Annotated in this window: 30 protein-coding genes; 27 read left to right on the forward strand and 3 right to left on the reverse strand. The window is 65.3% G+C overall.

Annotation, left to right across the window (positions count from 1 at the left end; all coding sequences use genetic code 11):
* Window positions 1-15: 15 nt before the first annotated feature.
* Window positions 16-384 carry a Rieske (2Fe-2S) protein gene (locus tag ACFPFG_RS25775; RefSeq protein ID WP_183019855.1) on the forward strand — a complete coding sequence of 123 codons (369 nt, stop codon included), beginning with the start codon at window positions 16-18 and terminating at the stop codon, window positions 382-384.
* A gap of 1 nt (window position 385) precedes the next feature.
* Window positions 386-1,432 carry a S49 family peptidase gene (locus tag ACFPFG_RS25780; protein ID WP_183019854.1) on the forward strand — a complete coding sequence of 349 codons (1,047 nt, stop codon included), beginning with the start codon at window positions 386-388 and terminating at the stop codon, window positions 1,430-1,432.
* A gap of 85 nt (window positions 1,433-1,517) precedes the next feature.
* Here the strand turns inward: ACFPFG_RS25780 and ACFPFG_RS25785 are convergent, their stop codons facing one another.
* Together ACFPFG_RS25785 and ACFPFG_RS25790 are read right to left on the reverse strand one after the other, a co-directional pair.
* A complete protein-coding gene (locus tag ACFPFG_RS25785) occupies window positions 1,518-2,309 on the reverse strand; it encodes an SAM-dependent methyltransferase (RefSeq protein WP_380108800.1) in 792 nt (263 codons plus the stop codon).
* A complete protein-coding gene (locus ACFPFG_RS25790; protein ID WP_380108802.1) occupies window positions 2,306-2,926 on the reverse strand; it encodes a Maf family nucleotide pyrophosphatase in 621 nt (206 codons plus the stop codon). Before ACFPFG_RS25790 ends, ACFPFG_RS25785 begins: the two co-directional genes overlap by 4 nt.
* Window positions 2,927-2,951: 25 nt before the next feature.
* On the opposite strand from ACFPFG_RS25790, the gene ACFPFG_RS25795 reads away from it, so the two are divergent.
* The 25 genes from ACFPFG_RS25795 (at window position 2,952) to purT (ending at window position 25,620) form a co-directional block, all read left to right on the forward strand.
* Window positions 2,952-3,509 carry a YceD family protein gene (locus ACFPFG_RS25795; protein ID WP_380108804.1) on the forward strand — a complete coding sequence of 186 codons (558 nt, stop codon included), beginning with the start codon at window positions 2,952-2,954 and terminating at the stop codon, window positions 3,507-3,509.
* Between the two features lie 137 nt (window positions 3,510-3,646).
* Entirely contained in the window at window positions 3,647-3,829 is a 183-nt protein-coding gene (gene rpmF, locus ACFPFG_RS25800; protein ID WP_012207072.1) for a 50S ribosomal protein L32, read from the forward strand.
* Window positions 3,830-3,942: 113 nt separating this feature from the next.
* Window positions 3,943-4,983 carry a phosphate acyltransferase PlsX gene (plsX, locus tag ACFPFG_RS25805; RefSeq protein WP_380108806.1) on the forward strand — a complete coding sequence of 347 codons (1,041 nt, stop codon included), beginning with the start codon at window positions 3,943-3,945 and terminating at the stop codon, window positions 4,981-4,983.
* A gap of 5 nt (window positions 4,984-4,988) precedes the next feature.
* The gene (locus ACFPFG_RS25810; RefSeq protein WP_012207070.1) at window positions 4,989-5,966 is read left to right on the forward strand and encodes a beta-ketoacyl-ACP synthase III; all 978 of its coding nucleotides are present in this window, start codon (window positions 4,989-4,991) and stop codon (window positions 5,964-5,966) included.
* Window positions 5,967-6,022: 56 nt separating this feature from the next.
* Window positions 6,023-6,967, forward strand: a complete 945-nt coding sequence (gene fabD, locus ACFPFG_RS25815) for an ACP S-malonyltransferase (protein WP_380108809.1) — start codon at window positions 6,023-6,025, stop codon at window positions 6,965-6,967.
* Window positions 6,964-7,710 (forward strand): 3-oxoacyl-ACP reductase FabG, encoded by a 747-nt coding sequence (gene fabG / locus ACFPFG_RS25820; RefSeq protein WP_013800993.1) that lies wholly within the window; start codon window positions 6,964-6,966, stop codon window positions 7,708-7,710. The genes fabD and fabG overlap by 4 nt, the downstream gene beginning before the upstream one ends.
* A 149-nt stretch (window positions 7,711-7,859) precedes the next feature.
* Complete coding sequence (gene acpP, locus ACFPFG_RS25825) at window positions 7,860-8,099, forward strand: acyl carrier protein (protein ID WP_003058049.1); 240 nt, start codon at window positions 7,860-7,862, stop codon at window positions 8,097-8,099.
* A 39-nt stretch (window positions 8,100-8,138) separates the two neighbouring features.
* The gene (gene fabF, locus ACFPFG_RS25830) at window positions 8,139-9,383 is read left to right on the forward strand and encodes a beta-ketoacyl-ACP synthase II (RefSeq protein WP_183019849.1); all 1,245 of its coding nucleotides are present in this window, start codon (window positions 8,139-8,141) and stop codon (window positions 9,381-9,383) included.
* Window positions 9,384-9,468: 85 nt separating this feature from the next.
* Window positions 9,469-9,990, forward strand: coding sequence for a hypothetical protein (locus tag ACFPFG_RS25835; protein ID WP_183019848.1), 522 nt, complete (start codon window positions 9,469-9,471; stop codon window positions 9,988-9,990).
* A 38-nt stretch (window positions 9,991-10,028) separates the two neighbouring features.
* On the forward strand, window positions 10,029-10,658 hold the full coding sequence (rpoE, locus tag ACFPFG_RS25840) for an RNA polymerase sigma factor RpoE (protein WP_043783676.1): 630 nt from the start codon (window positions 10,029-10,031) through the stop codon (window positions 10,656-10,658).
* A gap of 75 nt (window positions 10,659-10,733) precedes the next feature.
* Window positions 10,734-11,450, forward strand: coding sequence for a sigma-E factor negative regulatory protein (locus ACFPFG_RS25845; protein ID WP_183019847.1), 717 nt, complete (start codon window positions 10,734-10,736; stop codon window positions 11,448-11,450).
* Window positions 11,451-11,754: 304 nt separating this feature from the next.
* Window positions 11,755-13,227, forward strand: a complete 1,473-nt coding sequence (locus tag ACFPFG_RS25850) for a DegQ family serine endoprotease (RefSeq protein ID WP_183019846.1) — start codon at window positions 11,755-11,757, stop codon at window positions 13,225-13,227.
* 427 nt (window positions 13,228-13,654) lie between these two features.
* Window positions 13,655-15,463 (forward strand): translation elongation factor 4, encoded by a 1,809-nt coding sequence (gene lepA / locus ACFPFG_RS25855; RefSeq protein ID WP_183019845.1) that lies wholly within the window; start codon window positions 13,655-13,657, stop codon window positions 15,461-15,463.
* Entirely contained in the window at window positions 15,463-16,440 is a 978-nt protein-coding gene (gene lepB, locus ACFPFG_RS25860) for a signal peptidase I (RefSeq protein WP_183019844.1), read from the forward strand. The genes lepA and lepB overlap by 1 nt, the downstream gene beginning before the upstream one ends.
* Before the next feature lie 70 nt (window positions 16,441-16,510).
* Window positions 16,511-16,873, forward strand: a complete 363-nt coding sequence (locus ACFPFG_RS25865; RefSeq protein ID WP_197955408.1) for a DUF4845 domain-containing protein — start codon at window positions 16,511-16,513, stop codon at window positions 16,871-16,873.
* On the forward strand, window positions 16,874-17,557 hold the full coding sequence (gene rnc / locus ACFPFG_RS25870; RefSeq protein ID WP_012207060.1) for a ribonuclease III: 684 nt from the start codon (window positions 16,874-16,876) through the stop codon (window positions 17,555-17,557). It begins immediately after the preceding gene.
* Window positions 17,554-18,588, forward strand: a complete 1,035-nt coding sequence (era, locus tag ACFPFG_RS25875) for a GTPase Era (protein ID WP_183019842.1) — start codon at window positions 17,554-17,556, stop codon at window positions 18,586-18,588. The genes rnc and era overlap by 4 nt, the downstream gene beginning before the upstream one ends.
* 27 nt (window positions 18,589-18,615) lie before the next feature.
* Window positions 18,616-19,386 carry a DNA repair protein RecO gene (recO, locus tag ACFPFG_RS25880; RefSeq protein WP_012207058.1) on the forward strand — a complete coding sequence of 257 codons (771 nt, stop codon included), beginning with the start codon at window positions 18,616-18,618 and terminating at the stop codon, window positions 19,384-19,386.
* Window positions 19,383-20,162: a pyridoxine 5'-phosphate synthase gene (locus ACFPFG_RS25885; protein WP_183019841.1), complete on the forward strand. Its 780-nt coding sequence runs from the start codon at window positions 19,383-19,385 to the stop codon at window positions 20,160-20,162. Before recO ends, ACFPFG_RS25885 begins: the two co-directional genes overlap by 4 nt.
* Window positions 20,163-20,182: 20 nt before the next feature.
* A complete protein-coding gene (gene acpS / locus ACFPFG_RS25890; protein ID WP_013801000.1) occupies window positions 20,183-20,578 on the forward strand; it encodes a holo-ACP synthase in 396 nt (131 codons plus the stop codon).
* Window positions 20,579-20,637: 59 nt separating this feature from the next.
* A complete protein-coding gene (nagZ, locus tag ACFPFG_RS25895) occupies window positions 20,638-21,729 on the forward strand; it encodes a beta-N-acetylhexosaminidase (protein WP_197955410.1) in 1,092 nt (363 codons plus the stop codon).
* 111 nt (window positions 21,730-21,840) lie between these two features.
* Window positions 21,841-22,944, forward strand: a complete 1,104-nt coding sequence (locus ACFPFG_RS25900) for a 6-phosphofructokinase (RefSeq protein WP_183019839.1) — start codon at window positions 21,841-21,843, stop codon at window positions 22,942-22,944.
* A 7-nt stretch (window positions 22,945-22,951) separates the two neighbouring features.
* Complete coding sequence (locus tag ACFPFG_RS25905) at window positions 22,952-23,611, forward strand: DUF1294 domain-containing protein (protein ID WP_197955412.1); 660 nt, start codon at window positions 22,952-22,954, stop codon at window positions 23,609-23,611.
* 18 nt (window positions 23,612-23,629) lie between these two features.
* Complete coding sequence (locus ACFPFG_RS25910; RefSeq protein WP_380108816.1) at window positions 23,630-24,292, forward strand: HD domain-containing protein; 663 nt, start codon at window positions 23,630-23,632, stop codon at window positions 24,290-24,292.
* Window positions 24,293-24,402: 110 nt separating this feature from the next.
* Window positions 24,403-25,620 (forward strand): formate-dependent phosphoribosylglycinamide formyltransferase, encoded by a 1,218-nt coding sequence (purT, locus tag ACFPFG_RS25915; RefSeq protein ID WP_312372893.1) that lies wholly within the window; start codon window positions 24,403-24,405, stop codon window positions 25,618-25,620.
* A 69-nt stretch (window positions 25,621-25,689) separates the two neighbouring features.
* Here the strand turns inward: purT and ACFPFG_RS25920 are convergent, their stop codons facing one another.
* Window positions 25,690-26,358, reverse strand: coding sequence for a mechanosensitive ion channel family protein (locus ACFPFG_RS25920; protein ID WP_183019835.1), 669 nt, complete (start codon window positions 26,356-26,358; stop codon window positions 25,690-25,692).
* Window positions 26,359-26,443 lie beyond the last annotated feature (85 nt).

Genomic DNA, 26,443 nt, shown 5'->3' on the forward strand with positions numbered 1-26,443 from the left:
TTGTGAGGTGCGCCGGTGACTGTTGAGAGCATTGTTCTGTGCGCCAGTGAGGCCCTGCAGGAGGGGGCGAATGCCGTGCCCTTCGATGTGGTCTATGCGGGTCATTCCTGCCGCGCATTCGCCATCCGCTTCGAGGGACGGGTGCATGCCTATCTGAATCGCTGCACCCATGTGGCCATGGAGATGGACTACCAGCCGGACCGCTTTTTCGATGACACCGGGCGCTGGCTGCTGTGCGCCACCCATGGAGCGGCCTACGCGCCCGACAGCGGCGCCTGCGCCGGCGGGCCCTGCCGTGGCGGCCTTGTGAAAATCTCCCTGAGCGAAAGCGCGGGGTTGGTGCACTGGCATACTGCCGATAACCTGAAACCCGTCGAGTTCTGACATGACTTCCCCCATACCTCCGGAAAATCCTGGCTCCGCATCGCACCCATCCCCGGGTGCGGACCTGTGGGCCCGGGCCACGCCCGCCGCGGCGGCTGCCGATGCGCGCGCGGCGGCATCGAGCGGCTGGGAGCGGGATGTGCTGGAAAAGCTGGTCTTCGCCACCATCAACGAGCAGCGTGCCTCGCGCCGCTGGCGCCTCTTCGGCCGCCTGCTGTGGACGGCGCTCATCCTCGTGGTGCTGTGGGTGCTGTTTGCCAAGGACACGGCGACCACGACCAGTTCCTCCCCGCACACGGCCGTGGTCGAGGTCAAGGGCGAGATCGCCGCAGGTGCCGACGCCAGCGCGGAATTCGTGGTGGCCGCCATGCGCAGTGCCTTCGAGGACTCGGGCTCGCGCGCCGTGGTGCTGCTGATCAACTCGCCGGGCGGCAGCCCTGTGCAGGCCGGCATCATCAATGACGAAATCGTGCGGCTCAAGGGCAAGTACGACAAGCCCCTGTATGCCGTGGTGGAAGAAACCTGCGCCTCGGCTGCCTACTACATTGCCGCCGCTGCCGATGAGATCTTTGTGGACAAGGCCAGCATCGTGGGCAGCATCGGCGTGCTCATGGATGGCTTCGGCTTCACCGGCGCCATGGAAAAGCTCGGCGTGGAGCGCCGCCTGCTGACGGCTGGCGAGAACAAGGGTTTCCTGGACCCGTTCAGCCCCATGTCCGAAGGGCAGCGCGAACATGCCCACAAGATGCTGGGCCAGATCCACTCGCAGTTCATCAACGTGGTCAAGGCTGGCCGTGGTGACCGCCTGCATGAGACGCCCGAGACTTTCAGCGGCCTGTTCTGGACCGGCCAGCAGGCGGTGGAGATGGGCCTGGCCGACAAGCTGGGCAGTCTTGACTACGTGGCCCGTGAAGTGGTCAAGGCGGAAGAGGTGGTGGATTACACACGCCGCGACAACGTGGCCGAGCGCCTGGCCAAGCGTTTCGGCGCGGCTTTCGGCGGCGGTGCGGTGCAGGCACTGCGTTCCAGCCTTCCGGCTCTGCGCTGATTCTTGCGGGGGTTCCCGCTCAGGCTGCCAAGACGAAAAAGCCCGCCTTCGACAAGAAGGCGGGCTTTTTCGCTGGTGGGCGGCTTCAGCGGCCGATGGAGAACACCACCGGCGTGCGGTTGTCCGGCGCTTCCTTGTGCTGGCGCCATTCGCGCACCAGCCGGCTTTCGATGCGGGCGCTCTCCAGTGTCAGGCCGCAGGCCAACGCCAAACGGGTATGGGGTTGCAGCGTCTGCAGCAAGGCCTGCCACAGCGCGGCGTTGCGGTAGGGCGTCTCTATGAACTGCTGGGTCTGGCCTTGGCGCAATGCCAGGGCTTCAAGCTCCTTGATGCGCTGCACCCGCCCGCCAGCGTCCTGGGGCAGGTAGCCCACAAAGGCATAGTTCTGTCCGTTGAGCCCGCTGGCGGCCAGCGCCAGCAGCAGCGATACGGGTCCGACCAGCGGCACGACATGTATGCCCAAATCGTGCGCGGCGCGCACGATGGAGCTGCCGGGGTCGGCCACGGCGGGCATTCCGGCCTCGCTGACCAGTCCCATGTCGTGTCCGGCCAGCAAGGGGGCGAGCAGTGGCTTGGCGTCAAAGACCGCGGCACCCTTGTCGCCATGGTCCCCCTTCTTGTGGGCCTCGCGCGGCAGCTCCGTGATCTGCTGGGCCTGCAAGGGCTGGGCCAGTGCATGCAGCGCGTCGATGCGCTTGAGATAGGCGCGTGTGCTCTTGGCGTTTTCGCAGATCCAGTGGGTCAGCCGCGCAGCGGTGCGCAGTGTCCCATCGGGCAGGACCTGCGTCAGCGGCGTTTGCTCATCGCAGCCGAAGTCCAGCGGCGCGGGCACCAGGTAGAGCGTTCCTGTCAGGGGCTTGGTGATGGCATCGCTCATGGCAGCACAGCTCCTGCGGCGCGCAGCAACTGGCATGTGCGGATCAGCGGAAGGCCGATCAGTGCCGTGGGATCGTCGCTGACGATGGCGTCGAGCAGGGCAATGCCCAGGCCCTCGCTCTTGGCGCTGCCTGCGCAGTCATAAGGCTGCTCGGCGCGCAGGTAGCGCTCGATTTCCGCATCGTTGAGATCGCGAAAGCGCACCTGGACCGTCACCACGTCGGTCTCGGAGAAGCCGGTTTCCCGGCAGACCACGCTCACGGCAGTGTGGAAATTCATCTGGCGCCCGCTCATCTGGCGCAACTGTTCGGTGGCGCGTTCATGGTTGCCGGGCTTGGACAGCGGCAGGCCATCGAGCTCGGGCACCTGGTCGGAGCCGATGACAACGGCGCCCGGGTGCAGCGCAGCCACGGCTCGGGCCTTGGCCAGGGCCAGGCGCAGGGAAAGGGCGTGCGGTGTCTCCCCGGCCAGAGGTGTTTCATCGACTTCCGGGGAGACGGTCTGGAATGGCAGCCGCAGCCGCTCCAGGAGTTCGCGGCGGTAGCGTGAGGTGGAGCCAAGGATCAGGGGACGCGCCAGGCCGGGAGCCTGGGCTAAGGCGGGGTGGGGAGCTTGCATGCCCGGATTCTCTTACACTGCCCGCATGAGCAAGGAATTTTCTGCGGCCCGCCTCGATGTTCGCGCTTTCGCGCAATCGCAGGGCCATCTCCAGGACCAGACAACACTGTCAGTCTTCCCGCGTCTGGCCCAGGATGCGCAGCCGGATGCCGGTGACACGCACGGCCAGGTGCACTGGCAGGCGGACGGCGAGCTGGTCGAGCAGACCGGTGGCCCCGGTCAGGTGTGGCTGCATCTGCAGGCCGATGCCGTCGTGCCCATGGTGTGCCAGCGCTGCCTGGCCCTGGCGCCCATCACCCTGCAGGTTGATCGGTCTTTTCGCTTTGTTGCGGATGAAGCCACAGCCGAGTCCGAGGACGATGAAAGCGATGAGGACCTGCTGGTGCTCAGCCGCGAGTTCAATCTGCTCGAACTCATAGAGGACGAGTTGCTCATGGAACTGCCCGTGGTGCCGCGTCACGATGCCTGCCCCGAGTCTGTGAGCATGCAGTCCAGCGACGCGGACTTCGAGCAGGCCATCGAGGACAAGCCCAATCCGTTCTCCGTGCTTCGCGGCCTGGATGTGGGCAAATCCGCAGACTGATCGAGATGCCCGGAAAAAAGGTCGAGGCCGGGAAAAGCGATTGCGCTATAATCAAGGGCTTCGCGCGAAACCCCCTCGTGTCTTTAATGGGCTGATCGCGTTTTTTACCAACCCTTTTCAGATACACAGGAGCCATCATGGCTGTTCAGCAGAACAAGAAGTCCCCCTCCAAGCGCGGTATGCACCGTTCGCACAATGCACTGAATGTGCCTGGCATCGCCGTGGAACCCACCACGGGTGAAACCCACCTGCGTCACCACATCAGCCCCAACGGCGTGTACCGCGGTCGTCAAGTGCTGAAGAACAAGTCCGAAGCCTGACCTTCGACCGTTCCCGCAGAGCCCGCGGCTACAGTTTTCGTAGCGCGGGCTTTTGTTTTTTCTGATGGCCGTTCCTATCTTTCCAGGCCTTGCAACAGGCTTGCCAGTCGCTCATGATCACTTTGGCCGTTGACTGCATGGGGGGTGATCACGGCCCCCGCGTCACGCTCGCGGCGTGCCGCCAGTTCCTCGATTCCCATTCCGACGCCCGGCTGCTGCTGGTCGGCCAGCCCGATGCGCTGGCTGGCTTTGCGCATGAGCGCGCCAGCGTGGTGCCGGCCTCGGAAGTCGTCGGCATGGATGACCCGATCGAGGTGGCGCTGCGCAGGAAGAAGGATTCCTCGATGCGCGTCGCCATCCAGCAGGTCAAGGATGGCCAGGCTGCTGCTGCCGTGTCTGCTGGAAATACGGGTGCGCTGATGGCCATCTCGCGCTACCTGCTCAAGACGCTGGATGGCATCGATCGCCCCGCCATCGCTCCCCAATTGCCCAATGCCAAGGGTGGTGCCACCACGGTGCTGGACCTGGGTGCCAACGTGGATTGCTCGGCCGAGCATCTGCTGCAGTTCGCCGTCATGGGCTCGGCCCTGGTGTCCGCGCTGAACAACGAAGAGACGCCTTCGGTGGGCCTGCTCAATATCGGCGAAGAGCAGATCAAGGGCAGCGAAGTCATCAAGCGTGCGGGCGAACTGTTGCGCGCGGCCGGCAAGGCCGGTCACCTGAACTTCTACGGAAACGTCGAAGGCAACGATATCTTCAAGGGCACGACCCAGGTCGTGGTCTGTGACGGCTTTGTGGGCAACGTGGCCCTCAAGTCTTCCGAAGGGGTGGCGTCCATGATCTCCAATGCCCTCAAGCAGGAGTTCAAGCGCAACATCTTCACCAAAATGGCGGCAATCGTTGCCTATCCGGTGCTAACTGCGCTGATGAATCGCGTGGACCATCGGCGTCACAACGGTGCGGCGCTGCTGGGCCTTCGCGGGCTGGTGTTCAAAAGCCATGGGTCGGCCGATGCCTTGGCTTTCGAGCACGCGCTGAACCGCGCGTATGATGCGGCCCGCAACAACCTGCTCGACCGTGTCCGTACCCGCATCTCCGCAGCCCTGCCTCTTTTGCTGGCTGCGCAGTCGGAATCGGGACCGTCGGCGCCCTAATACAGATGAGACGCTACGCACGCATCACCGGCACGGGCAGCTACCTGCCACCCCGCCGACTCACCAATCACGATCTGGCAGCCGAACTGGCCCAGCGTGGCATCGAGACCTCGGACGAGTGGATCGTCGAGCGCACCGGCATCCATGCCCGCCACTTTGCCGCGCCCGACGTGGCCAGCAGCGATCTGGCCCTGGAGGCGTCGAAGAAGGCGCTGGAGGCCGCTGGCTGCCAGCCACAGGACATCGACCTGATCATCGTCGCCACCTCGACGCCCGACATGGTCTTCCCGTCCACGGCCTGCATCCTGCAGAACAAGCTCGGAGCCAATGGCTGCGCGGCCTTTGACGTGCAGGCTGTGTGCAGCGGCTTTGTCTACGCTCTCACGGTGGCCGATGCCATGATCCAGTCCGGCGCCGCAAGCCGCGCGCTGGTGGTGGGTTCCGAAGTCTTCAGCCGCATCCTTGATTTCAACGACCGCACGACCTGCGTGCTGTTCGGCGACGGCGCCGGCGCGGTGGTGCTGGAGGCGTCCGAGCAGCCTGGCATCCTGGCGTCCGACCTGCATGCCGATGGCAAGCATGTGGGCATCCTCTGCGTGCCGGGCAATGTGTCCGGCGGACAGGTGCTCGGCGATCCGCTGCTGAAGATGGATGGACAGGCCGTGTTCAAGCTGGCGGTCGGCGTGCTGGAAAAGGCCGCCCGCGCGACGCTGGACAAGGCCGGGCTCACCGATGCCGATATCGACTGGCTGATCCCCCACCAGGCCAACATCCGCATCATGCAAAGCACGGCGCGCAAGCTCAAGCTGTCCATGGACAAGGTGGTGGTGACCGTGGACCAGCATGGCAATACCTCGGCCGCCTCGATCCCGCTGGCGCTGGACCACGGCGTGCGCAATGGCCAGGTCAAGCCCGGGCAGACCGTGCTGCTGGAAGGCGTGGGCGGTGGCTTCACCTGGGGTGCGGTGCTTCTCAAGATGTGATGCGGGATGTCTGCCTGTCGGCAGGCTCCCATGGCGCGGCTTTTATTTTTGAAAATATGAAGAAGTTTGCATTCGTCTTTCCCGGCCAGGGTTCGCAATCGGTAGGCATGCTTGACGGATGGGGTGACCATCCTGTGGTGGCGCAGACGCTGGCCGAAGCCTCCGAGGCGCTGGGTGAAAACATCGGCCAGCTGATCCAGCAAGGACCGAAGGAAGCCCTGGCGCTCACCACCAACACCCAGCCCGTGATGCTGGTGGCCGGTGTGGCCGCCTGGCGCGTGTGGCAGGCCGAAGGCGGCGCGCTGCCCGATGCCGTGGCAGGTCATTCGCTGGGCGAGTATTCCGCCCTGGTCGCCTCGGGCGTGCTGACGCTGGCCCAGGCTGCCCCGCTGGTGCGCCTGCGTGCTGCAGCCATGCAGGAGGCCGTGCCCGTGGGCACGGGCGCCATGGCGGCCATCCTGGGCCTGGACGCCGACAAGGTGCGCGCAGGCTGCGCCGAGGTCACGGCCGCACTGGGTGGCGCCGAAGTCGTCGAAGCCGTCAACTTCAACGATCCTTCGCAGACCGTGATCGCCGGCAGCAAGGCTGCTGTCGAAAAGGCCTGCGAAGCCCTCAAGGCCGCAGGCGCCAAGCGCGCCCTGCCGTTGCCCGTGTCGGCGCCGTTCCATTCCAGCCTGATGAAGCCTGCGGCCGAAAAGCTCAAGGCGGCGCTGGCTGCCACTGCGCTGGCTGCGCCGCAGATTCCCGTGCTCAACAATATCGACGTGGCGGTCGAGCAAGACGCCGACGCCATCCGCGATGCGCTTTATCGCCAGGCCTTTGGCCCTGTGCGCTGGGTGGAATGCGTGCAGGCCATGAAGGCGCGCGGCATCGTGCATCTCGTCGAGTGCGGTCCCGGCAAGGTGCTGATGGGCCTGACCAAGCGGATTGACACGGACCTGACGGCCGCTGCCCTCTATGATCCGGCCACGCTGGCCGACGTGAAAGAATCCCTCGCATGACTGACAACCAGAACAAGCCCCAGGTTGCCCTGGTGACGGGTGCCTCGCGTGGCATTGGTGCTGCCATTGCCCAGGAGCTGGCAGCGCGCGGCTACCGCGTGATCGGCACGGCCACCACCGACGGTGGCGCGGAAAAGATCGGCCAGGCCCTGTCGGCCCATGAGGGCTGCCGTGGCGTGAACCTCAATGTCACGGATGGGGCGGCCGTCGATGCCCTGATCGACAGCATCGTCAAGAATGACGGCGGTCTGCATGTGCTGGTCAACAACGCCGGCATCACACGCGACACCCTGGCCATGCGCATGAAGGACGACGACTGGGATGCGGTGATTGACACCAATCTCAAGGCGGTTTTCCGAGTCAGCCGTACGGCCATTCGGCCCATGATGAAGCAGCGTTTTGGCCGCATCATCAACATCACCAGCGTCGTCGGCGCCTCCGGCAACCCCGGCCAGGCCAACTATGCGGCCGCCAAGGCCGGCGTTGCCGGCATGACGCGTGCGCTGGCCCGTGAACTGGGCAGCCGCGGCATCACGGTCAACTGCGTGGCGCCCGGCTTCATTGCCACCGACATGACGGCGGAGCTGCCCGAAGAGCAGAAGAACGCCCTCAAATCGCAGATCGCCATGGGCGATCTGGGCCAGCCCAGCGACATCGCCCATGCCGTGGCCTACCTCGCATCTGCGGGTGCGGGATACGTCACCGGCCAGGAATTGCACGTCAACGGCGGCATGTACATGTAAGTGCTGCGGCGGCTGCGGGCAGACCCCTGCCAGAAGCCGGCGTTGCTTGCAACCGAAGAGGCCGTTTCCTCGCGACGGCCGGCTGAAGAGGGCCTGAGGCCCGAAGCAGCTAGAATCGCGGGTTCATTCACAACCCCCAGAGGGAAACCATGAGCGATATCGAAGCACGTGTCAAAAAAATCATTGCCGAACAACTCGGCGTTGAAGAGTCTCAAGTCACCAACGAAAAGGCCTTCGTGGCTGATCTGGGTGCTGACTCCCTGGACACGGTGGAGCTGGTGATGGCCCTGGAAGATGAATTCGGCATCGAGATCCCCGACGAAGACGCGGAAAAGATCACGACGGTGCAAAACGCCATCGACTACGCCAACACCCACCAGAAGGCCTGATAGGGCCCTGACCCGAGCGATCAGCAGAAGGTTTTACGCATGAGCCGTCGTCGCGTTGTCGTGACCGGCCTGGGTTGCATCTCCCCCGTGGGTAACACGGTGGGCGACGCCTGGGCCAATCTTTTGGCCGGCCAGTCCGGCATTGACCTCATCACCAAGTTCGATGCCTCGAACTTTGCCTGCAAGATTGCGGGTGAGGTCAAGGGATTCGATGTGGAGTCGTACATGAGCGCCAAGGATGCGCGCTCCATGGACACCTTCATCCATTACGGCATCGCTGCTGCGGCGCAAGCCGTGCAGGACTCAGGTCTGCCCACGGGCGAGGCCTTGTCGGATGATCTGGCCACGCGCATCGGCTGTGTGATCGGTTCGGGCATCGGCGGCTTGCCGCTGATCGAGAACACCCACGCGGAACTGGCTGCGCGCGGACCGCGCCGCATCACGCCGTTCTTCGTGCCTGCCTCCATCATCAACATGGTGGCTGGCCATGTGTCCATGCGCTTCGGCTTCAAGGGGCCGAATCTTGCCGTGGTGACTGCCTGCACGACCGGGCTGCACTGCATAGGCGAGGCAGGACGCATGATCGAATACGGCGATGCCGATGTGGTGGTGGCTGGTGGCACGGAAGCCACGGTCTCCCCCCTGGGCGTCGGCGGCTTTGCCGCCATGCGCGCCCTGTCCACGCGCAATGATGATCCCAAGGCTGCTTCGCGCCCCTGGGACAAGGACCGCGACGGCTTCGTGCTGGGCGAAGGCGCGGGCGTGCTGGTGCTGGAAGAGTACGAGCATGCCAAGGCCCGCGGTGCCAAGATCTACGCCGAACTGTGCGGCTACGGCATGAGTGCCGACGCCGGCCACATGACGGCACCCAACATGGACGGCCCGCGCCGCGCCATGCTGGCAGCTTTGCGAAATGCCGGCATCAATGCCGACCAGATCGACTATTTGAACGCGCACGGCACTTCCACGCCGCTGGGCGACCTCAACGAGACGAATGCCATCAAGGCGGCTCTGGGCGATCACGCCAAGAACATCGTTGTCAGTTCGACCAAGTCCATGACAGGTCACCTGCTGGGCGGTGCCGGTGGCATCGAGAGCGTCTTCACCGTGCTGGCACTGCACGAGCAAAAGATTCCTCCGACCATCAACCTGGACAACCAGGACCCGGAGTGCGATCTCGACTACTGCGCCAATACGGCACGGGACGCGACTATCGAGGTGGCGGTGAAGAACAACTTCGGCTTCGGAGGCACCAACGGTACGCTGGTGTTCAAGCGAATCTGAGGCCTGCGCAACGCACATGAAAAGCCCGCCCCGCAAGGAGGCGGGCTTTTTTATTTCACGCATGTGCAAGGTGAATGCGGGATAAATGCCGGCCATGCTGCGGTTTTGCGACACTGCAGGCATGCCGTCTCGCCATGCGCCGCCCGCAGTTCGCCATCCGCTGAAGCCATCGCGCACCGTCGCAGCGTGTCTTTTTGCGCTTTGGCTGCTGGCCGCCATGCTTTTGCGGGCATGGGTCTTGAATCTCCAGTCAGGGTGGTGGCCTGCCGCCGTGGCCGTTGCGGTTTGCCTGGTCAGTGCTGCAGGCATGTGGCATGGATGGCACAGCCTGGGTCAAGGTTTCATCGCCTGGGATGGCGTGCAGTGGTCGATCGGCGCGGCGGACCCGGGCCAGGCGGCGCAGCCGGTGCGGCTGCAGGTGCGGGCCGATGGTGGGCCGTGGTTGTGGGTGCAGGTCCGTCCCATGGTTTCCATGGTGCCGGCGGGGCCCGCGCATTGGCGCGGCTCCCGCTGGCTGCTGCTGTTGTGCAGGCAGAGTCCGGAAACCTGGGGTGATTTGCGGCGTGCTGTATATTCCCCGGCCAGACCTACAGAACGGGCGCAATGACTGCGCCAGGGCCGCTGCGGCCCGTCTTCACCGATTTCATGACGCCTCCCGAATTCCCGCCTTCTTCTGCCGATAGCGACCTGGCTCTGGTCGAGCGCACCAACGCAGGAGACATGCGGGCCTTCGAGCTACTGGTCATCAAGTACCAGCGCCGCATCGAGCGCCTCATCGGCCGCATGGTGCGCGACGTGGACCTGGTGCCGGACATTGCGCAGGAAACCTTCATCCGCGCCTATCGTGCCCTGCACCAGTTTCGGGGGGATGCCCAGTTCTATACCTGGCTGTACCGCATTGCCGTGAATACCGCCAAGAAGGCGCTGCTGGACATGAAGCGCTCGCCGTTGATCACCGAAAGCGCGTTACACAACGGGGATGACGATGATGAAACTTCCCGGGTCAGCCAGGAACTAACCACCGAAGAAACGCCCGAAACGATCCTGGCGGCCCAGGAAATTGCCCAGGCAGTCAACGCCGCCATGGAGGCTTTGCCCGAGGATCTCCGACAAGCTGTCACGTTGCGGGAAATCGAAGGTCTGAGCTACGAGGAAATCTCGAACGCCATGGGTTGCCCCATCGGCACCGTGCGCTCACGCATTTTTCGCGCACGGGAAGCGATTTCAGCCAGGGTCAAGCCTTTGCTGGAGCGCCAGTCGGGCAAGCGTTGGTAGTCGTGATGGGTCGTGGCTGCCGGTGGCGCATTTTTTGGGTACAGGGTCTCAGAGCAGACAAGCAGGTGATTGATCATGAATGACGATCTGACGAAGCGCGAACAATTGTCGGCATTGGCTGATGGTGAACTCTCTGCCGCAGAGTTGCAGGCCGTGCTGGCCTATGCGGAAAGCGATGCAGGCCAGCAGGAGTGGCGCATGTACCACCTCGTGGGCGATGTGCTGCGTTCCCCTGAATTGGCACATCACAGCCGGCACGATGTGCTCTCCGGAATCCGCGCCCAACTGGCCAACGAGCCTCGCCGTCCCCTGGTCTCGGTGGCTACTGAAGAGCTGGCGCAAATCGCGCATCCGGCGCAGGACCGGGCTGTGATCAATGGCGCGCCGCTGCGCGATGCGGCCAATGCTTCGGTATTCCGCTGGAAGATGGCGGCGGGCTTTGCCTCCGTGGCGGCCGTGGCCGCCATTGGTTGGAGCGTGATGCTGGGCGCGCCTGCCGGACCCGGCGCCGCGCCGGGCCGGGCCCTGGCTGCCCTTGAGTCGGGTGCTCCGTCGGCGCCGGTTGCGGTGGCTGGCAATGCCCAGGACTTCCCGCTTGGCGATACGGCCCAGTCTTCCTCGGTCGTGGCGGTGGCCGGACCCTACGGGCAGAGCGTGATGCTGCGCGATCCGCGCCTGGATGCGCTGCTGGCCTCGCATCCGCAATACAGTGGGCCGGCCACGTTGCAGATGCCCGCCAGCTTCCTGCGCAACGCCAACTTCGCCTCGGCACCGCGCGCCAACCAGCGCTGAATCTCACAGGAGAGCATTGCTCTCCTGCCTTCTTTTGCACCCGCGTTCAGCCTTTCGGCATTGAAATGGACGCGGGTGCAGTCATTTGTGCTCCATGCACGGCGGCTCGCGCCCCATGCATGCTGCCGATTCGGGAACTAACCGTGTCTTTCAGGCTTCTGAGCCATCGTCTGGCCGATGCTCGCCAGGACTGCGCCAGAATGTGACGTTCGTCCGAAAGCAAGTCGGCTGCCATGTGTCCGAACAAACCGCCTTGGCGCGATGGCGTCGGGGCAACGTAATGATTGAGATGGAAAGGATGACCATGACCACTGTTCGATGGAAGACGCTGCAGTCCTGCGCACTGGCCGGCGTTCTGGCGCTGGCTGCAGGCGGCGCAGGAATGCTGGTGCCGGTGAGTGCCGCCCATGCGCAAAGTGGCGCCGTGGTGCGGGGGCTGCCGGACTTCACCGATCTGGTCGAGCAGGTCGGCCCTTCCGTGGTCAACATCCGCACGCTGGAGAAGGTGTCGGCCAACTCCGCCGAGGCGCTGGGCATGGACGAGGACATGCTCGAATTCTTCCGCCGCTTCGGCCTGCCCGTGCCCAATGTGCCGCGCCAGCGTCCACAGCCGCGTTCGCAGCCTGACGAGGAGCAGCCGCGCGGCGTGGGCTCCGGCTTCATCCTGACGGCCGATGGCTTTGTGATGACCAATGCCCACGTGGTCGAAGGCGCTGACGAAGTCATCGTCACGCTGACCGACAAGCGCGAGTTCAAGGCCAAGATCGTCGGCAGCGACAAGCGCACCGACGTGGCCGTGGTCAAGATCGACGCCACTGGGCTGCCTGCCGTGAAGATCGGCGACGTGAACCGCCTCAAGGTCGGCGAGTGGGTGATGGCCATCGGTTCGCCCTTCGGTCTCGACAACTCCGTCACTGCAGGCATTGTCAGCGCCAAGCAGCGCGACACGGGTGACTATCTGCCCTTCATCCAGACCGATGTGGCCATCAACCCCGGCAACTCGGGCGGCCCGTTGCTGAATATGCGCGGTGAGGTCGTGGGCATCAACAGCCAGATCTATTCGCGCTCCGGCGGCTTCATGGGCATCAGCTTCGCGATTCCGATCGATGAGGCCGTGCGTGTCAGCGACCAGTTGCGCGCCACCGGCAAGGTCACGCGAGGCCGCATTGGCGTGCAGATCGGCCCGGTCACCAAGGATATTGCCGAATCCATCGGCCTGGGCAAGGCGCAGGGCGCGCTGGTCTCGGCCGTCGAGTCGGATTCGCCCGCTGCCAAGGCGGGCGTCGAGGCCGGTGACGTGATCATCAAGTTCGACGGCAAGGCCATCGACAAGGTGGCCGACCTGCCGCGCCTGGTAGGCAATACCAAGCCCGGAACACGCAGCACCATCACGGTGTTCCGTCGCGGTGCTGCCAAGGATCTGACCATGGTGATCGCCGAGGTCGAGCCCGACGGCGCCGCCCCGCAGGCAAAGTCCTCCGGCAAGGGCAGCACCCTGGTTTCCCAGCCGCTGGGCCTGACGCTGGCCGAGCTCACGGATGCCCAGAAGAAGGAGCTGGGCATCAAGGGCGGCGTGCGCGTGACGGCGGCTGTCGAGGCCGCGGCACGCGCGGGCCTGCGCGAAGGCGACGTGATCCTGCAGCTGGCCAATGTCGAGATCACGGGGCTCAAGAGCTTCGAGGCCACGCTGGCCAAGGTGGACAAGAGCAAGCCGGTGAACCTGCTGGTGCGCCGTGGCGAATGGGCGCAGTACGTGCTGATCCGTCCGGCGCGCTGAGCTGCGGGGGAGGGCGGTTTTCCGGTTCCTGGGGAATACCCTCGGAATCCTGACCCGGAGCCGCCCATGCCCCTTGGGGCATTGGGTAAAATGCCCTACCAAAGCGTGACGGCTCAAGGCGTCAGAAACCTGTTTTCAAAGGGGATTGTTGCGGTGCAAAAGCACCGCACTATCCGGTGATCGACGGGCGAGAAATGGCTCGGCGGTTCTGTTGATAAACTGTTGATAAATAATTGTGACAGATCAAGCCCGGACCTTTGCAGGCCTTGTCAGGGCTTGGTTTTCAGCCCTTTTTGCCTACAATAAAGTCCCAACTATCGCAGTTGCCAGAGATTGTTGGTTCGGGGCGCGTCGTTCATGGACGCGCCCTTTTTTCTTGTGCGCCGGCCCTGTCGTTTTCCACCTTCACTAGCAGTCCTTCTCGTTGATGAACCACATCAGAAATTTTTCCATCATTGCGCACATCGACCATGGCAAGTCGACGCTGGCTGACCGCCTCATCCAGCGTTGCGGAGGCCTGGCTGACCGTGACATGGAAGCCCAGGTGCTGGACTCGATGGATATCGAGAAAGAGCGCGGCATCACCATCAAGGCGCAGACCGCAGCCCTGCAGTACAAGGCCAAGGATGGCCAGGTCTACAACCTCAACCTCATCGACACGCCCGGCCACGTGGACTTCTCGTACGAAGTCTCGCGTTCGCTGTCGGCCTGCGAGGGAGCGCTGCTGGTGGTGGATGCCTCGCAGGGCGTCGAGGCGCAGACCGTGGCCAACTGCTATACCGCGCTGGAGCTCGGCGTGGAGGTGACGGCTGTTCTCAACAAGATGGATCTGCCGCAGGCCGATCCTGACAACGCCAAGGCCGAGATCGAGGATGTCATCGGCATCGATGCCAGCGATGCCATTCCCTGCTCGGCCAAGACCGGCATGGGCATCGACGAGATCCTGGAGGCCGTGGTTGCCAAGGTGCCGCCGCCCAAGGGCGATCCCAATGGCCAACTGCGCGCCATGATCATCGACAGCTGGTTCGACACCTATGTGGGCGTCGTGATGCTGGTGCGCGTGGTCGATGGTGAACTCAAGCGTGGCGAGCGCTTCAAGATGATGGCCTCGGGCGCTGCCTATGAAGCCAACAACCTGGGCGTGTTCACCCCGGCCGACGTGCCGCGCGATGCGCTGCGCGCAGGCGAGGTGGGCTACATCATCGCCGGTATCAAGGAGCTCAAGGCGGCCAAGGTGGGCGACACCATCACGCTGGAAAAGAAGCTTCCCAACAACCTGGGCCCCGCCACCGTGGCGCTGCCCGGCTTCAAGGAAATCAAGCCCCAGGTGTTCGCGGGCCTGTATCCCACCGAAGCCAGCGAGTACGACCAGCTGCGTGATGCGCTGGAGAAGCTGCAGCTCAACGATTCGTCCCTGCAGTTCGAGCCTGAAGTCTCGCAGGCGCTGGGCTTTGGCTTTCGCTGCGGCTTCCTGGGCCTGCTGCACATGGAAATCGTGCAGGAGCGTCTGGAGCGCGAATTCGACCAGGACCTGATCACCACCGCGCCCAGCGTGGTCTACGAAGTGGTCAAGGGCGATGGCGAGGTCATCCAGGTCGAGAACCCGTCCAAGATGCCCGATGCCGGCCGGATCGAGGAAGTGCGCGAGCCCATCGTCACTGTCCACCTGTACATGCCCCAGGACTATGTGGGCCCGGTGATGACGCTGGCCAACCAAAAGCGCGGCGTGCAGATCAACATGCAGTACCACGGCCGCCAGGTGATGCTCACCTATGAGATGCCGCTGGGCGAAATCGTGCTGGACTTCTTCGACAAGCTCAAGTCGGTGTCGCGCGGCTACGCCTCCATGGACTATGAGTTCAAGGAGTACCGCGCCTCCGACGTGGTGAAGGTGGACATCCTGCTCAATGGCGAGAAGGTCGATGCGTTGTCCATCATCGTGCACCGCTCGCAGGCCACGTACCGCGGCCGGGCCGTGGTGGCCAAGATGCGCGAGATCATCAGCCGCCAGATGTTCGATGTGGCCATCCAGGCCGCCATCGGTGCCAACATCATCGCGCGGGAAACCGTCAAGGCCATGCGCAAGAACGTGCTGGCCAAGTGCTACGGCGGCGACATCACCCGCAAGCGCAAGCTGCTGGAAAAGCAAAAGGCCGGCAAGAAGCGCATGAAGCAGATCGGATCGGTGGAAGTGCCCCAGGAGGCCTTCCTGGCCATCCTGCAAGTGGAGGATTGATGCAAGCCATGCAATGGATTACGGCCGTCGTACTCGCGGCCTTCGTGGGCTATATCGGCGCCTGGTACACAGGCTTCATCGAGGGCAACTTCGCGCTGCTGCTGTTCCTGGCCACCGTGGTCACGGGCCTGTACTGGGTGGCGGAACGGTTGTACTTCCTGCCGCGCCGCCGCCGCGCTGCCGTGGCCATCGAGGAGGCTGCCGTGGCGCGCCGCGCAGAACTCGACCGCATGGGCATCGCCAAGACCGACATCGAGGTGTCGGAAGAGGCCAAGGGCCGCATCCTCATGCAGCCCTGGTGGCTGGACTGGACGGCAGGCCTGTTCCCGGTGATCGCGATCGTCTTCGTGCTGCGCTCGTTCCTGTTCGAGCCGTTCAAGATCCCGTCGGGCTCCATGATCCCCACGCTGCTCGTGGGCGACCTGATCCTGGTGAACAAGTTCACCTATGGCGTGCGCCTGCCGGTGATCAACACCAAGATCACGCAGGGAACGCCGCTGCAGCGTGGCGATGTGGTGGTGTTCCGCTACCCGCCCCAGCCCAGCCTTGACTACATCAAGCGGGTGGTGGGCCTGCCGGGCGACGAGATCGCCTACCTGAACAAGCGGCTGACGATCAATGGCAAGGAAGTCCCGGTCAATGCACTGCCTGACTTCTTCGACAAGGATGCGATGCGCTACTTCAAGCAGTACGAGGAGGCGCTGGGCGACAAGCCGCACCGCATGATCGTGAACCAGGACGTGCCCGCCTTCATCCAGGGCGCCAGCGGCTTCGAGTTCCGCGAGAACTGCCGCTACAGCGTCGAGGGCATCACCTGCAAGGTGCCGGAGGGCCAGTACTTCATGATGGGCGACAACCGCGACAATTCGCTGGATTCCCGCTACTGGGGCTTTGTGCCCGACAAGAACATCGTGGGCCGGGCTTTCTTCGTCTGGATGAACTTCGGGGATTTCAAGCGCATCGGCAGCTTCCATTGATCATGTGCATGCCTGGGGTCCGGATCGGACCGGGCATGTGCGAGGGATTCGCATCGGAGGAGGAAAAAGCATGTTGACATCGAACAACCGGCGTTCGCGCCAGCGTGGCCTGTCCTTTCTGGGACTGGTGTTTATGGTGGCACTGGGCGTGTGCGTGGTGGCCGTGGGCGCACAATCCTTGCCGGTCTTCCTGGAGTATCAGGCCATCGTCAAGGCGACCAACAAGGCGGCCCGCGAGGGAAATTCCGTGGCCGAGGTGAGGGCCAACTTCGAGCGTTCCGCCGCTATCGATGACTTCACGTCCGTCAAGGGGGGTGATCTCGAAGTGACCAAGATCAATGACCGCGTGGTGGTGGGGTTCGAGTATTCGCGCGAGATCCATCTCGTGGGCCCCGCCTACCTGACTTACCGTTTTAAGAAGCAGACCCAATAGGTGCCTCCCTTACTGAATGCGCTGCAGCTGAGGCTGCAGCATCAATTTGCCGAGCCTGCATTGCTGCAGCGTGCCGTCACGCACCGCAGCTTCTCGGCAGACAACAACGAGCGCCTGGAATTCCTCGGCGACTCGGTGCTGAACCTTGCCATTTCCAGCCTGCTCTACCAGCGGCTCAGTTCCATGCCCGAGGGCGATCTGTCCCGCGTGCGCGCCAACCTGGTCAAGGAAGGCACGCTGCACCAGATCGCGCTGAGGCTGCAGTTGCCCGATCTGCTGCGCCTGGGCGAGGGTGAATCCAAGTCGGGCGGCAAGCAACGCCCCTCCATCCTGGCCGATGCGGTCGAGGCCCTGATCGGCGCGGTCTATCTGGATGCCGGCTACGCTGCGGGCGAGAAGGTGGTACACCATCTTTTCGAAGGCGTGGACATCAACCCCCACATGCGTGCAGCCGAAAAGGATGCGAAGACGGCCCTGCAGGAATGGCTGCAGGGACGGCGCATGAAGCTGCCGCAGTACGAGGTGGTCGCCACCACGGGCGCCGCCCACCGCCAGACCTTTGAAGTGGCTTGCGCGATTGCCGAGCTGCAGCTGCAGGCCCGGGGAACGGGTGCCTCGCGCAGAGCCGCAGAGCAGACGGCTGCCACAGCCATGCTGGAACTATTGAAAGCAAGACACGCATGAACCAAGACAAACCTCCGGCGCCGGCACAGACCGCCGCCGAACTCGATGCCCTGCTGGCTGCGGCCAAGCCCGGCGCCGGCGCAGCGCGCACGGCATCCACCCCTGAGGAAGCCCAGGCGCCCGAGGTGCCGACAGGCCCGCAGCGCTGCGGCCTGATCGCCATCGTCGGCAAGCCCAATGTGGGCAAGTCCACGCTGATGAATGCGCTGGTGGGTCAGAAGATCAGCATCACTTCGCGCAAGGCGCAGACCACGCGCCACCGCATCACGGGCATTCGCTCGCGCGCCGCGACGCAGTTCATCTTCGTCGATACACCGGGTTTCCAGACCAAGCACAGCACGGCGCTGAACAAGTCGCTCAACAAGACCGTGATGGGCGCCATCGGCGACGTGGACCTGATCCTGTTCGTCGTGGAAGCCGGCCAGTTCACGCTGGCCGATGCCAAGGTGCTGTCGCTGTTCAAGCCCGGCATTCCCACGCTGCTGATCGCCAACAAGCTCGATACCGTGGGCCGCCGTGCCGAGATCGCCCCCTGGCTCAAGAGCATGCAGGAGCGCCATCCGTTTGCCGAGTTCGTGCCCATGTCGGCCAAGAGCAAGGGTGACATCGAGCGCCTGTTCGGCATCTGCGAGAAATACCTGCCCGAGCAGGACTGGATGTATGCGCCCGACGAGCTGACCGACCGCAGCGAGAAGTTCCTCGCCTCGGAAACCGTGCGCGAGAAGCTGTTCCGCTTCACGGGCGACGAGCTGCCCTACACCTCCACGGTGGTCATCGACAAGTTCGAGGAAGAGGCCAGCAAGCAGCACAAGCGCTTCATCCGCGTGGCGGCGACCATCGTGGTCGAGCGCGACGGACACAAGGCCATGATCATCGGAGAGAAGGGCGAGCGCCTCAAGCGCATCAGCACCGAGGCCCGCCAGGAGCTGGAAAAGCTCATGGATGCCAAGGTCTTCCTCGAAGTCTGGGTCAAGGTGCGCTCGGGCTGGGCCGACGACGAGGCCCGCGTGCGCTCCTTCGGCTACGAGTGAGAAACCTCCCCGCAAGGCCCTCTGTCCATGGCTAGCGCCAAGCGTGTCTCGGACGAGCCGGCCTATGTGCTGCACAGCTATGACTGGAGCGAGTCCAGCCTGATCCTCGAGGTCTTCACGCGGCACCGGGGCCGCGTGGCGCTGGCGGCCAAGGGCGTCAAGCGACCGACCTCGAACTTTCGCCCCGTGCTGCTGCCGCTGCAGCCGCTGAGCCTGAGCTACAGCCTGGGCGGCGAGGGCAATGCCGAGATCCACACCCTCAAGGGTGCCGAGTGGGTGGGCGGCCATGTCATGCCCCAGGGCGACGCCCTGATGTCGGGCCTGTACCTCAACGAACTGCTGATGCGCCTGCTGGCGCGAGACGATCCCTATGCGGCGCTGTTCGACATCTATGCCGGCGTGGTGCGCGTGCTGGCGGGCCAGCACGGTGATGCCATCGAGCCCGTGCTGCGCACCTTCGAGCTGCTGCTGCTGCGCGAACTGGGCCATCTGCCCGCCTTGAATGAGGAAAGCGCCACGCTGGCGCCGCTGGCCGAAGGCCGCCGCTATGCGCTGGTGGCCGAAGGCGGCCTGCGCCCGGCGCTGCAGGGCGAGCGCGCCGTGCTGGGCGCTGCGCAATGGCAGGCCATTGAAAGTGCGCTGCAGGCCCGGCAGGCCTTCAATGCCACGCTGCATGTGGTGGCCCAACCCGAGCAGGCGCTGGCCCTCAAGCCCCAACTGAGGGCCCTGCTGCAATACCATTGCGGCAGTCCCATGCTGCGCACCCGCCAGCTGATGATGGATCTGCAATCGCTATGAATCTTTCCCACGCTTCGCAGCGCACGGCGCTGTCGGTCAATGTCAACAAGGTTGCGCTGCTGCGCAACACGCGCCACCTGGGCATTCCCAGCGTGACGCGTGCCGCGCGCATCTGCCTGGAGGCCGGTGCCCAGGGCATCACCATCCATCCGCGTCCCGACCAGCGCCATATCCGCAGCGAGGATGTCCATGAACTGCATGCGCTGATGAAACACTGGCCGCAGGCGGAGTTCAACATCGAGGGCAACCCGACGCAGAACCTCATGGACTTCATCCGCGACACGCGCCCGCACCAGGCCACCTTCGTGCCCGACAGCGAGGACCAGTTCACCAGCGACCATGGCTGGAACTTCCCGCAGGACGCCGAGCGCCTGGAGCCGCTGATTGCCGAATGCCGCCAGCTGGGCGTGCGCGTCAGCCTGTTCATGGACCCCGTGCCCGCGCAGATGGCCGCTGCGCGCGCCGTGGGCGCCGACCGGGTCGAGCTGTACACCGAGCCCTATGCGGCGGCGTGGGGCACGGCAGACCAGGAAGCCCAGCTGCAGGCCTATGCGGCGGCGGCCCAGGCGGCTTTGGATGCCGGGCTGGGCATCAATGCCGGCCACGACCTCAGCCGCGACAACCTGGCCGCCTTCGTCGCGCGCGTGCCGGGCCTGCTCGAAGTCTCCATCGGCCATGCGCTGATCGCCGACGCATTGGAGCTGGGCTATGCCGAAACCGTGCGCGCCTACCAGCAGTGCATAGACCAGGGCATGGTGGCGCGCCGGGGCGCCTGATTCCTTCGCGGAGCGAATCCATGATCTACGGCATCGGTACCGACATCTGCGACGTGCGCCGCATCCGCGCCAGCCTGGAGCGCCATGGCGACCGTTTCGCCGAGAAGGTGCTGGCCGAGGGCGAACTGGCCACCTGGCGTGCCCGCCGCGCGCGCTGGCCCGAGCGCGGCATCCGCTTCGTGGCCACGCGCTTTTCCGCCAAGGAGGCCTTTTCCAAGGCCATAGGCATGGGCATGGTCATGCCCATGACCTGGCGCAGCTGCGAGGTCGTCAAACTGCCCAGCGGCCAGCCTGCCATCGTGCTGCATGGCGCGCTCAAGGAATGGTTCGAGGCACGCAACCTGCAGGTGCACCTGTCCGTGACCGACGAGAGCGACTACGCCGCCAGCTTCTGCGTGGTAGAGCGCCGCGCCTGACACCCGGCCAGCGTGACGCTGGCTTTTTTGACTCCACAGGATTCATAGGAACTCCCGGCATGACCGAGCACGCACCCCTCATCATCGACATCGCCGGCAAGGCACTCACCGATGTGGATCGCCAGCGCCTGGCGCATCCGCTGGTCGGCGGCATCATCCTCTTTGCCCGCAACTGGGAAAGCCGCGATCAGCTGGTGCAGCTGTGCGCCGATATCAAGGCGGTCAGGCCCGATTTGCTGATCTGCGTGGACCATGAGGGCGGGCGCGTGCAGCGTTTTCGCGCCGACGGCTTCACGCACCTGCCGCCCATGCGCGCCTTCGGCCAGATGTGGATGGACGACGGCAAGGGCGGCAAGCACCGTGAAGGCAGCGGCGCCCTGGCCGCCATGAATGCCGCCACGGCGGCCGGCTACGTGCTGGGCACCGAGCTGCGTGCCTGCGGCGTGGATTTCAGCTTCACCCCGGTGCTGGATCTTGACTATGGTGCCAGCAGCGTCATCGGCGACCGCAGCTTCCATCGCGACCCGCGCGTGGTGGCCGCGCTGGCCCGCAGCCTCATGCACGGCCTGCTGCAGGCCGGCATGGGCAACTGCGGCAAGCACTTTCCCGGCCACGGCTTCGTCAAGGCCGATTCGCATGTGGACATTCCGGTCGATGGCCGCAGCCTCACCGCCATCCTGGGCGAGGACGCCGCGCCCTACCCCTGGTTGTCCAGCGTGCTCACGGCCGTGATGCCGGCCCATGTGATCTACCCCAAGGTCGACAAGCGCCCGGCAGGTTTTTCCGCCAAGTGGCTCAAGGACATTCTGCGCAGCCGCCTGCGCTACGACGGCGCCATCTTCAGCGACGACTTGAGCATGGAGGGCGCGCGCCGCATCGACGGCCAGCTCATCGGCTATACCGACGCGGCCCTGGCCGCGCTGGAGGCGGGCTGCGACATGGTGCTGCTGTGCAACCAGAGCCTGGGCCTGGGCGAGCATGTGGACGAGCTGCTGGCGGGCATGGAGGCCGCGCAGCGCAGCGGCCGCTGGCAGCCCGATGCCGACAGCGAATCGCGCCGCGTGGCCCTGCTGCCGGAGACCGTGCCCCAGCCCTGGGACGAGCTCATGCGCCAGCCTGCCTATCTGCAGGCGCTGGACCTGCTGCCTTGATGGATTAAAGGACGCCGCCGCTGGCCGCTCCGAGGGCCAAGGCGGGCTTTGCAAAGGCATGAGCGTGTCGTAAAGGGCGCGTCGGCCGGTGTTTCACAGGAGAGTTTTCCCATGCGCGTTGGCGTGCTGACCGGAGGTGGCGACTGCCCCGGCCTGAATGCGGTGATCCGTGCGGTCACCAAGTCCCTGATCAACCACGGCCAGTGCGAGGTGCTGGGCATCGCCGACGGCTTCGAGGGCCTGATGCTCGACCCGCCCGGCGTCAAGCCGCTGGGCTGGGACGAGGTCTCGGGCATCCTGCATGTGGGCGGCACCATCCTGGGCACCAGCAACAGCGCCAACCCCCTGCGCGATGCGGCCACGCTGGAGCATGTGGGCCGCAATGTCAGGGCGCTGGGCCTGGACGTGGTGGTGGCCATCGGCGGCGACGGCACCATGAGCCTGGCGCATGGCCTGGCCGAACAGGTGGGACTGACCTGCGTGGGCGTGCCCAAGACCATAGACAACGACATTGCCAATTGCGAGCGCAGCTTCGGCTTCGACACCGCCGTGGCCACGGCCACCGAGGCGCTGCGCCGCATCGAGAGCACGGCCAACAGCCACCACCGCGTGATGATCGTCGAGACCATGGGGCGCCATGCCGGATGGCTGGCGCTGGAGGCCGGCATTGCCGGTGCGGCCGACGTCATCCTGCTGCCCGAGATCGATTACGACCTGCAGGCCATCGTCGACTTCTGCCGGGGCCGCGAGCAGCGCCAGCGCTACACCATCATCTGCATCGGCGAGGGCGCCAAGGAAAGCGGCGCCAGCCTCACGGTGCGCGAGCGCATCGAGCAAAGCCCCGACCCGGTCCGCCTGGGTGGTGTCGGCCATGTGCTGCGCGAGCGCCTGCAGCCCCACCTCAGGAGCGAGGTGCGCACCACGGTCCTCGGCCATGTACAGCGCGGTGGCGACCCCACGCCCTTTGACCGCGTGCTGGCCACGCAGTACGGCCACCATGCGGCGCAACTGGTGCTGTCGGGGCGCTTCGGCCGCATGGTCACGCTGCAGGGGGGCGAGATCGGCAGCGTGGAAATCTCCCGCGTGGCCAACACCCAGCGCACCGTGCCCCTGGACCACGGCCTGCTCACCATGGCGCGCGACATAGGCATTTGCCTGGGTGAGCCATGCAAGCCCGCTTCGCCTTCGCAGCCGGCCACCGCCGGCAGCCATTGAGCCCGCCATGCGACAGCAAGGGCGCATCACAGGCTGGAAGGACGAGCAGGGCTTTGGCTTCATCGAACCCGATGGCGGTGGAGCGCAGGTCTTTGTCCATATCAAGTCCTTCACCGATCGTCGCCGCAGGCCCGAGGGAGGAGAGCGCGTCAGCTACGTGCCCGGCCGCAACGCCCAGGGAAAATGGCGCGCGCAGGATGTGGCCTTCATTGGCGAGTCAAGGACCGGCCGCCCGCAGCCTGCGCGGCGAAGCCGTGCCGGCATGCCTTCGCGGCCTCAGCCGCCTGTGCGAGGCCCGGTGGCGGTGGGCCTGGCCGCTGCCTTCTTCTGCGTGCTGCTGGCCGTTGCCTGGAGCGGCCGCATGCCCTGGACACTGGTCGGCCTGTATGCGGCGGCAAGCTTTGTGACCTTCATGGTCTATGGATTCGACAAGTCCGCCGCCAGGCACGACCGCTGGCGCACCAGCGAAAGCCGTCTGCACCTGCTGGCACTGCTGTGCGGCTGGCCCGGCGCGCTGCTCGCGCAAGGGCTGCTGCGGCACAAGTCCAGCAAGGCTTCATTCCAACTGGTGTTCTGGATCACCGTGGTGCTCAACTGCGGCCTGCTGGCCTGGCTGCTGTCATCGGCAGGTGCGCCGCTGCGGGCGCTGGCGCCCGGCATCTTCTGAAAATTGAAGGAACTGGCGATGACCCATGCTGGACCACGGCCCGAAATGCCCACCGCAAACGATGCGTCGCTGCAGACCTGGCAGGCATCTTGGCAGAGTGCCTGGTCCGCACTGGGCGCCAGCGCTCCGCAGCCTGTGCTGGCCGAGCTGCTGCAAAGCTACAGCGAGCCTCAGCGCCACTACCACACGCTGCAGCATCTGGGCGAGGCCATGGGCCTGCTGCAACCGGCGCTGGGCCTGGCCGAGCACCCCGGCGAGGTGGCTCTGGCGCTGTGGTTCCATGACGCTGTCTACCAAACGCAAGCCAAGGACAACGAGGCGCGCAGCGCCGACTGGGCCGCCGCCGTGCTGCGCGGGCAGGGTCTGCCTGCCGATATAGCCGGGCGCGTGCACGGTCTGATCATGGCGACCTGCCACGCTGCACAGCCATCCGGAATCGACGCCCGACTGCTGGTGGATGCCGACCTGGGCATTCTGGCGGCTGACCCCCTGCGGTTTGCCGAATACGAGCTGCAGGTGCGGGCCGAATACGAATGGGTGCCCTTGCCGCTGTACCGCGCCAGGCGCCGCGAGGTGCTGCAGGGCTTCATGCAGCGCGAGGCCATCTACTGCACCGACTGGTTCCGGCAACGGCTGGAGGCACGGGCGCGGCGCAACCTCGCGCAGGCGCTGGGTTTGTAGGCGGCGCCTGCGTCGGCGTCCTATGATCGGGGGCTGCTGCGGGCCGTGCAGGCCTGCCTCCCTCTCTTTCTTATCTTGCCCAGGCTCTGCCTGGCTCACAGGACGCGCAGATGACCACCCTTGGAACCCCTTACTCCCCCCATGCCACCAAAGTCATGCTGCTGGGCAGCGGCGAACTCGGCAAGGAAGTGCTGATCGCGCTGCAGCGCCTGGGCGTGGAGACGATCGCCGTGGACCGCTACGAGAACGCGCCCGGCCAGCAGGTGGCCCACCACGCGCGCACCATCACCATGAGCGATCCGGCCCAGCTCAAGGCCTTGATCGGGGCCGAGAAACCCGACCTGGTCGTGCCCGAGATCGAGGCCATTGCCACGCCCATGCTCGAAGAGCTGGAAGCGGCAGGCGTGGTCACCGTGATCCCCACGGCCCGCGCCGCGCGCCTGACCATGGACCGCGAAGGCATTCGCCGCCTGGCCGCCGAGACGCTGGGCCTGGCCACCAGCCCTTATCGCTTCTGTGATTCGCAGCAGGAGCTGCAGGCCGCCATCGACGGCACGGATGGCCAGCCCGCCATCGGCTTCCCTTGCGTGGTCAAGCCCGTGATGAGCAGCTCGGGCAAGGGCCAGAGCAAGCTGGACGGCCCGGACGACGTGGCCAAGGCCTGGGACTACGCCATGGCCGGCGGCCGCGTGAGCCATGGCCGTGTGATCGTCGAAGGCTTCATCGACTTCGACTACGAGATCACCCAACTCACGGTGCGCGCCAAGGGTGCGGACGGCCAGGTGCAGACGCATTTCTGCGATCCGATCGGCCACATCCAGCAGTCCGGTGACTATGTGGAAAGCTGGCAGCCCCATCCCATGCACCCTGCCGCGCTGCAGAAGTCGCGCGACATCGCCAAGGCGGTGACCGATGACCTGGGCGGCCTGGGCCTGTTTGGCGTGGAGCTGTTCGTCAAGGGCGAGCAGGTCTGGTTCAGCGAGGTCTCGCCGCGCCCGCACGACACGGGGCTGGTCACGCTGGCCACGCAGTGGCAAAGCGAGTTCGAGCTGCATGCGCGCGCCATCCTGGGCCTGCCCGTGGATGCCTCGCTGCGCAACCCCGGCGCCAGCGCCGTGATCTATGGCGGGCAGGATGCCGAAGGCCTGGTGTTCGACGGCGTGGACGAGGCCCTGGCCGTGCCGGGCACGGACCTGCGCCTGTTCGGCAAGCCCGAGAGCTTCGTCAAGCGCCGCATGGGCGTGGCCCTGGCGCGCGCCCAGGATGTGGAGCAGGCGCGCACCAACGCCAAGCTGGCCGCCAGCAAGGTCCGGCCGCGCAAGCCCTGAGGCGCGCTGCTCAATGGCGAAGCCGCCGTCCCTTTGCCGGGCGGCGGCTTTTTTCATGCGGTGCCGGCCTTAGTTGGTCGTGTGCATGGGAGGTTGCGAGGGCTGGGCATCATGCGGCGTGGTCAGCCGGATGGCGCGCTCCTCCTCGCCATGGCTGGCATGTTCGCCGTCCGCGCCCAGGCCCCCCTTCCAGCGCCGGACCACGCGCTGGAAGATCAGCGAGTTGGGGATCTGCAGCAGATTGGGTGAGCCATCGGGCGCATGGGCGTCCTGCAAGGTGGTGTAGAGCATGTTGATGTCGATCACGCGGCCCTTGGCACCGGGCTTTTCGGCCGTGTCCAGCACCTCGATGTAGTCGCCCAGGCGAAAGGGCCCGACGATGACGATGAGCAGTGCGCAAAACAGGTTGGACAGCACGCTCCAGGCAGCGAAGAAGGCCACGGCGCCCACGGTGGCAAAGCCGGTGAAGGCCGTCCACAGCACGGTGGCCGAGACGCCCAGGCGCTCCAGCACCAGCGGCACGGTGGCGGCAATGAGAATCCAGCGGAACACGCCGCGCAGCGGCACCAGCAGCTCCGGCGGCAGGCCGTAGTGGCGGCCTGCGCGTGCGATCAGCCGGCGCACGAGGCGGTTGAGCAGCCAGGCTGCCCCGATGATCAGGAGGATCTGGGCACCGGGGATGAGGAACTCCAGCCATTCCTGCATCCAGGCGGGCAGGTGTGCTTGAAAACGACGCATAACTTCGGGCATTCAGAAAAACAGGGATCTGCAGGCAAGGTCCGGCGGCTGCGCAGGGGGAGCCGCCGGCATACAGGTGCGATCG

It is taken from the genome of Delftia deserti, from assembly GCF_042653485.1.
GTDB lineage: Bacteria > Pseudomonadota > Gammaproteobacteria > Burkholderiales > Burkholderiaceae_C > Comamonas > Comamonas acidovorans.

What these genes read in the sequence shown, in the direction of transcription:
- lepB (WP_183019844.1), top strand. Translation starts at nt 15,463, where the DNA reads ATGCAAGCCATGCAATGGATTACGGCCGTCGTACTCGCGGCCTTCGTG.
- ACFPFG_RS25900 (WP_183019839.1), top strand. Translation starts at nt 21,841, where the DNA reads ATGCGCGTTGGCGTGCTGACCGGAGGTGGCGACTGCCCCGGCCTGAAT.
- rpoE (WP_043783676.1), top strand. Translation starts at nt 10,029, where the DNA reads ATGACGCCTCCCGAATTCCCGCCTTCTTCTGCCGATAGCGACCTGGCT.
- ACFPFG_RS25850 (WP_183019846.1), top strand. Translation starts at nt 11,755, where the DNA reads ATGACCACTGTTCGATGGAAGACGCTGCAGTCCTGCGCACTGGCCGGC.
- nagZ (WP_197955410.1), top strand. Translation starts at nt 20,638, where the DNA reads ATGACCGAGCACGCACCCCTCATCATCGACATCGCCGGCAAGGCACTC.
- fabD (WP_380108809.1), top strand. Translation starts at nt 6,023, where the DNA reads ATGAAGAAGTTTGCATTCGTCTTTCCCGGCCAGGGTTCGCAATCGGTA.
- ACFPFG_RS25905 (WP_197955412.1), top strand. Translation starts at nt 22,952, where the DNA reads ATGCGACAGCAAGGGCGCATCACAGGCTGGAAGGACGAGCAGGGCTTT.
- acpP (WP_003058049.1), top strand. Translation starts at nt 7,860, where the DNA reads ATGAGCGATATCGAAGCACGTGTCAAAAAAATCATTGCCGAACAACTC.
- ACFPFG_RS25845 (WP_183019847.1), top strand. Translation starts at nt 10,734, where the DNA reads ATGAATGACGATCTGACGAAGCGCGAACAATTGTCGGCATTGGCTGAT.
- ACFPFG_RS25865 (WP_197955408.1), top strand. Translation starts at nt 16,511, where the DNA reads ATGTTGACATCGAACAACCGGCGTTCGCGCCAGCGTGGCCTGTCCTTT.
- lepA (WP_183019845.1), top strand. Translation starts at nt 13,655, where the DNA reads ATGAACCACATCAGAAATTTTTCCATCATTGCGCACATCGACCATGGC.
- ACFPFG_RS25920 (WP_183019835.1), bottom strand. Translation starts at nt 26,358, where the DNA reads ATGCGTCGTTTTCAAGCACACCTGCCCGCCTGGATGCAGGAATGGCTG.
- plsX (WP_380108806.1), top strand. Translation starts at nt 3,943, where the DNA reads ATGATCACTTTGGCCGTTGACTGCATGGGGGGTGATCACGGCCCCCGC.
- ACFPFG_RS25835 (WP_183019848.1), top strand. Translation starts at nt 9,469, where the DNA reads ATGCCGGCCATGCTGCGGTTTTGCGACACTGCAGGCATGCCGTCTCGC.
- recO (WP_012207058.1), top strand. Translation starts at nt 18,616, where the DNA reads ATGGCTAGCGCCAAGCGTGTCTCGGACGAGCCGGCCTATGTGCTGCAC.
- ACFPFG_RS25795 (WP_380108804.1), top strand. Translation starts at nt 2,952, where the DNA reads ATGAGCAAGGAATTTTCTGCGGCCCGCCTCGATGTTCGCGCTTTCGCG.
- rpmF (WP_012207072.1), top strand. Translation starts at nt 3,647, where the DNA reads ATGGCTGTTCAGCAGAACAAGAAGTCCCCCTCCAAGCGCGGTATGCAC.
- purT (WP_312372893.1), top strand. Translation starts at nt 24,403, where the DNA reads ATGACCACCCTTGGAACCCCTTACTCCCCCCATGCCACCAAAGTCATG.
- ACFPFG_RS25810 (WP_012207070.1), top strand. Translation starts at nt 4,989, where the DNA reads ATGAGACGCTACGCACGCATCACCGGCACGGGCAGCTACCTGCCACCC.
- fabG (WP_013800993.1), top strand. Translation starts at nt 6,964, where the DNA reads ATGACTGACAACCAGAACAAGCCCCAGGTTGCCCTGGTGACGGGTGCC.
- fabF (WP_183019849.1), top strand. Translation starts at nt 8,139, where the DNA reads ATGAGCCGTCGTCGCGTTGTCGTGACCGGCCTGGGTTGCATCTCCCCC.
- ACFPFG_RS25790 (WP_380108802.1), bottom strand. Translation starts at nt 2,926, where the DNA reads ATGCAAGCTCCCCACCCCGCCTTAGCCCAGGCTCCCGGCCTGGCGCGT.
- ACFPFG_RS25885 (WP_183019841.1), top strand. Translation starts at nt 19,383, where the DNA reads ATGAATCTTTCCCACGCTTCGCAGCGCACGGCGCTGTCGGTCAATGTC.
- ACFPFG_RS25910 (WP_380108816.1), top strand. Translation starts at nt 23,630, where the DNA reads ATGACCCATGCTGGACCACGGCCCGAAATGCCCACCGCAAACGATGCG.
- ACFPFG_RS25780 (WP_183019854.1), top strand. Translation starts at nt 386, where the DNA reads ATGACTTCCCCCATACCTCCGGAAAATCCTGGCTCCGCATCGCACCCA.
- acpS (WP_013801000.1), top strand. Translation starts at nt 20,183, where the DNA reads ATGATCTACGGCATCGGTACCGACATCTGCGACGTGCGCCGCATCCGC.
- ACFPFG_RS25785 (WP_380108800.1), bottom strand. Translation starts at nt 2,309, where the DNA reads ATGAGCGATGCCATCACCAAGCCCCTGACAGGAACGCTCTACCTGGTG.
- era (WP_183019842.1), top strand. Translation starts at nt 17,554, where the DNA reads ATGAACCAAGACAAACCTCCGGCGCCGGCACAGACCGCCGCCGAACTC.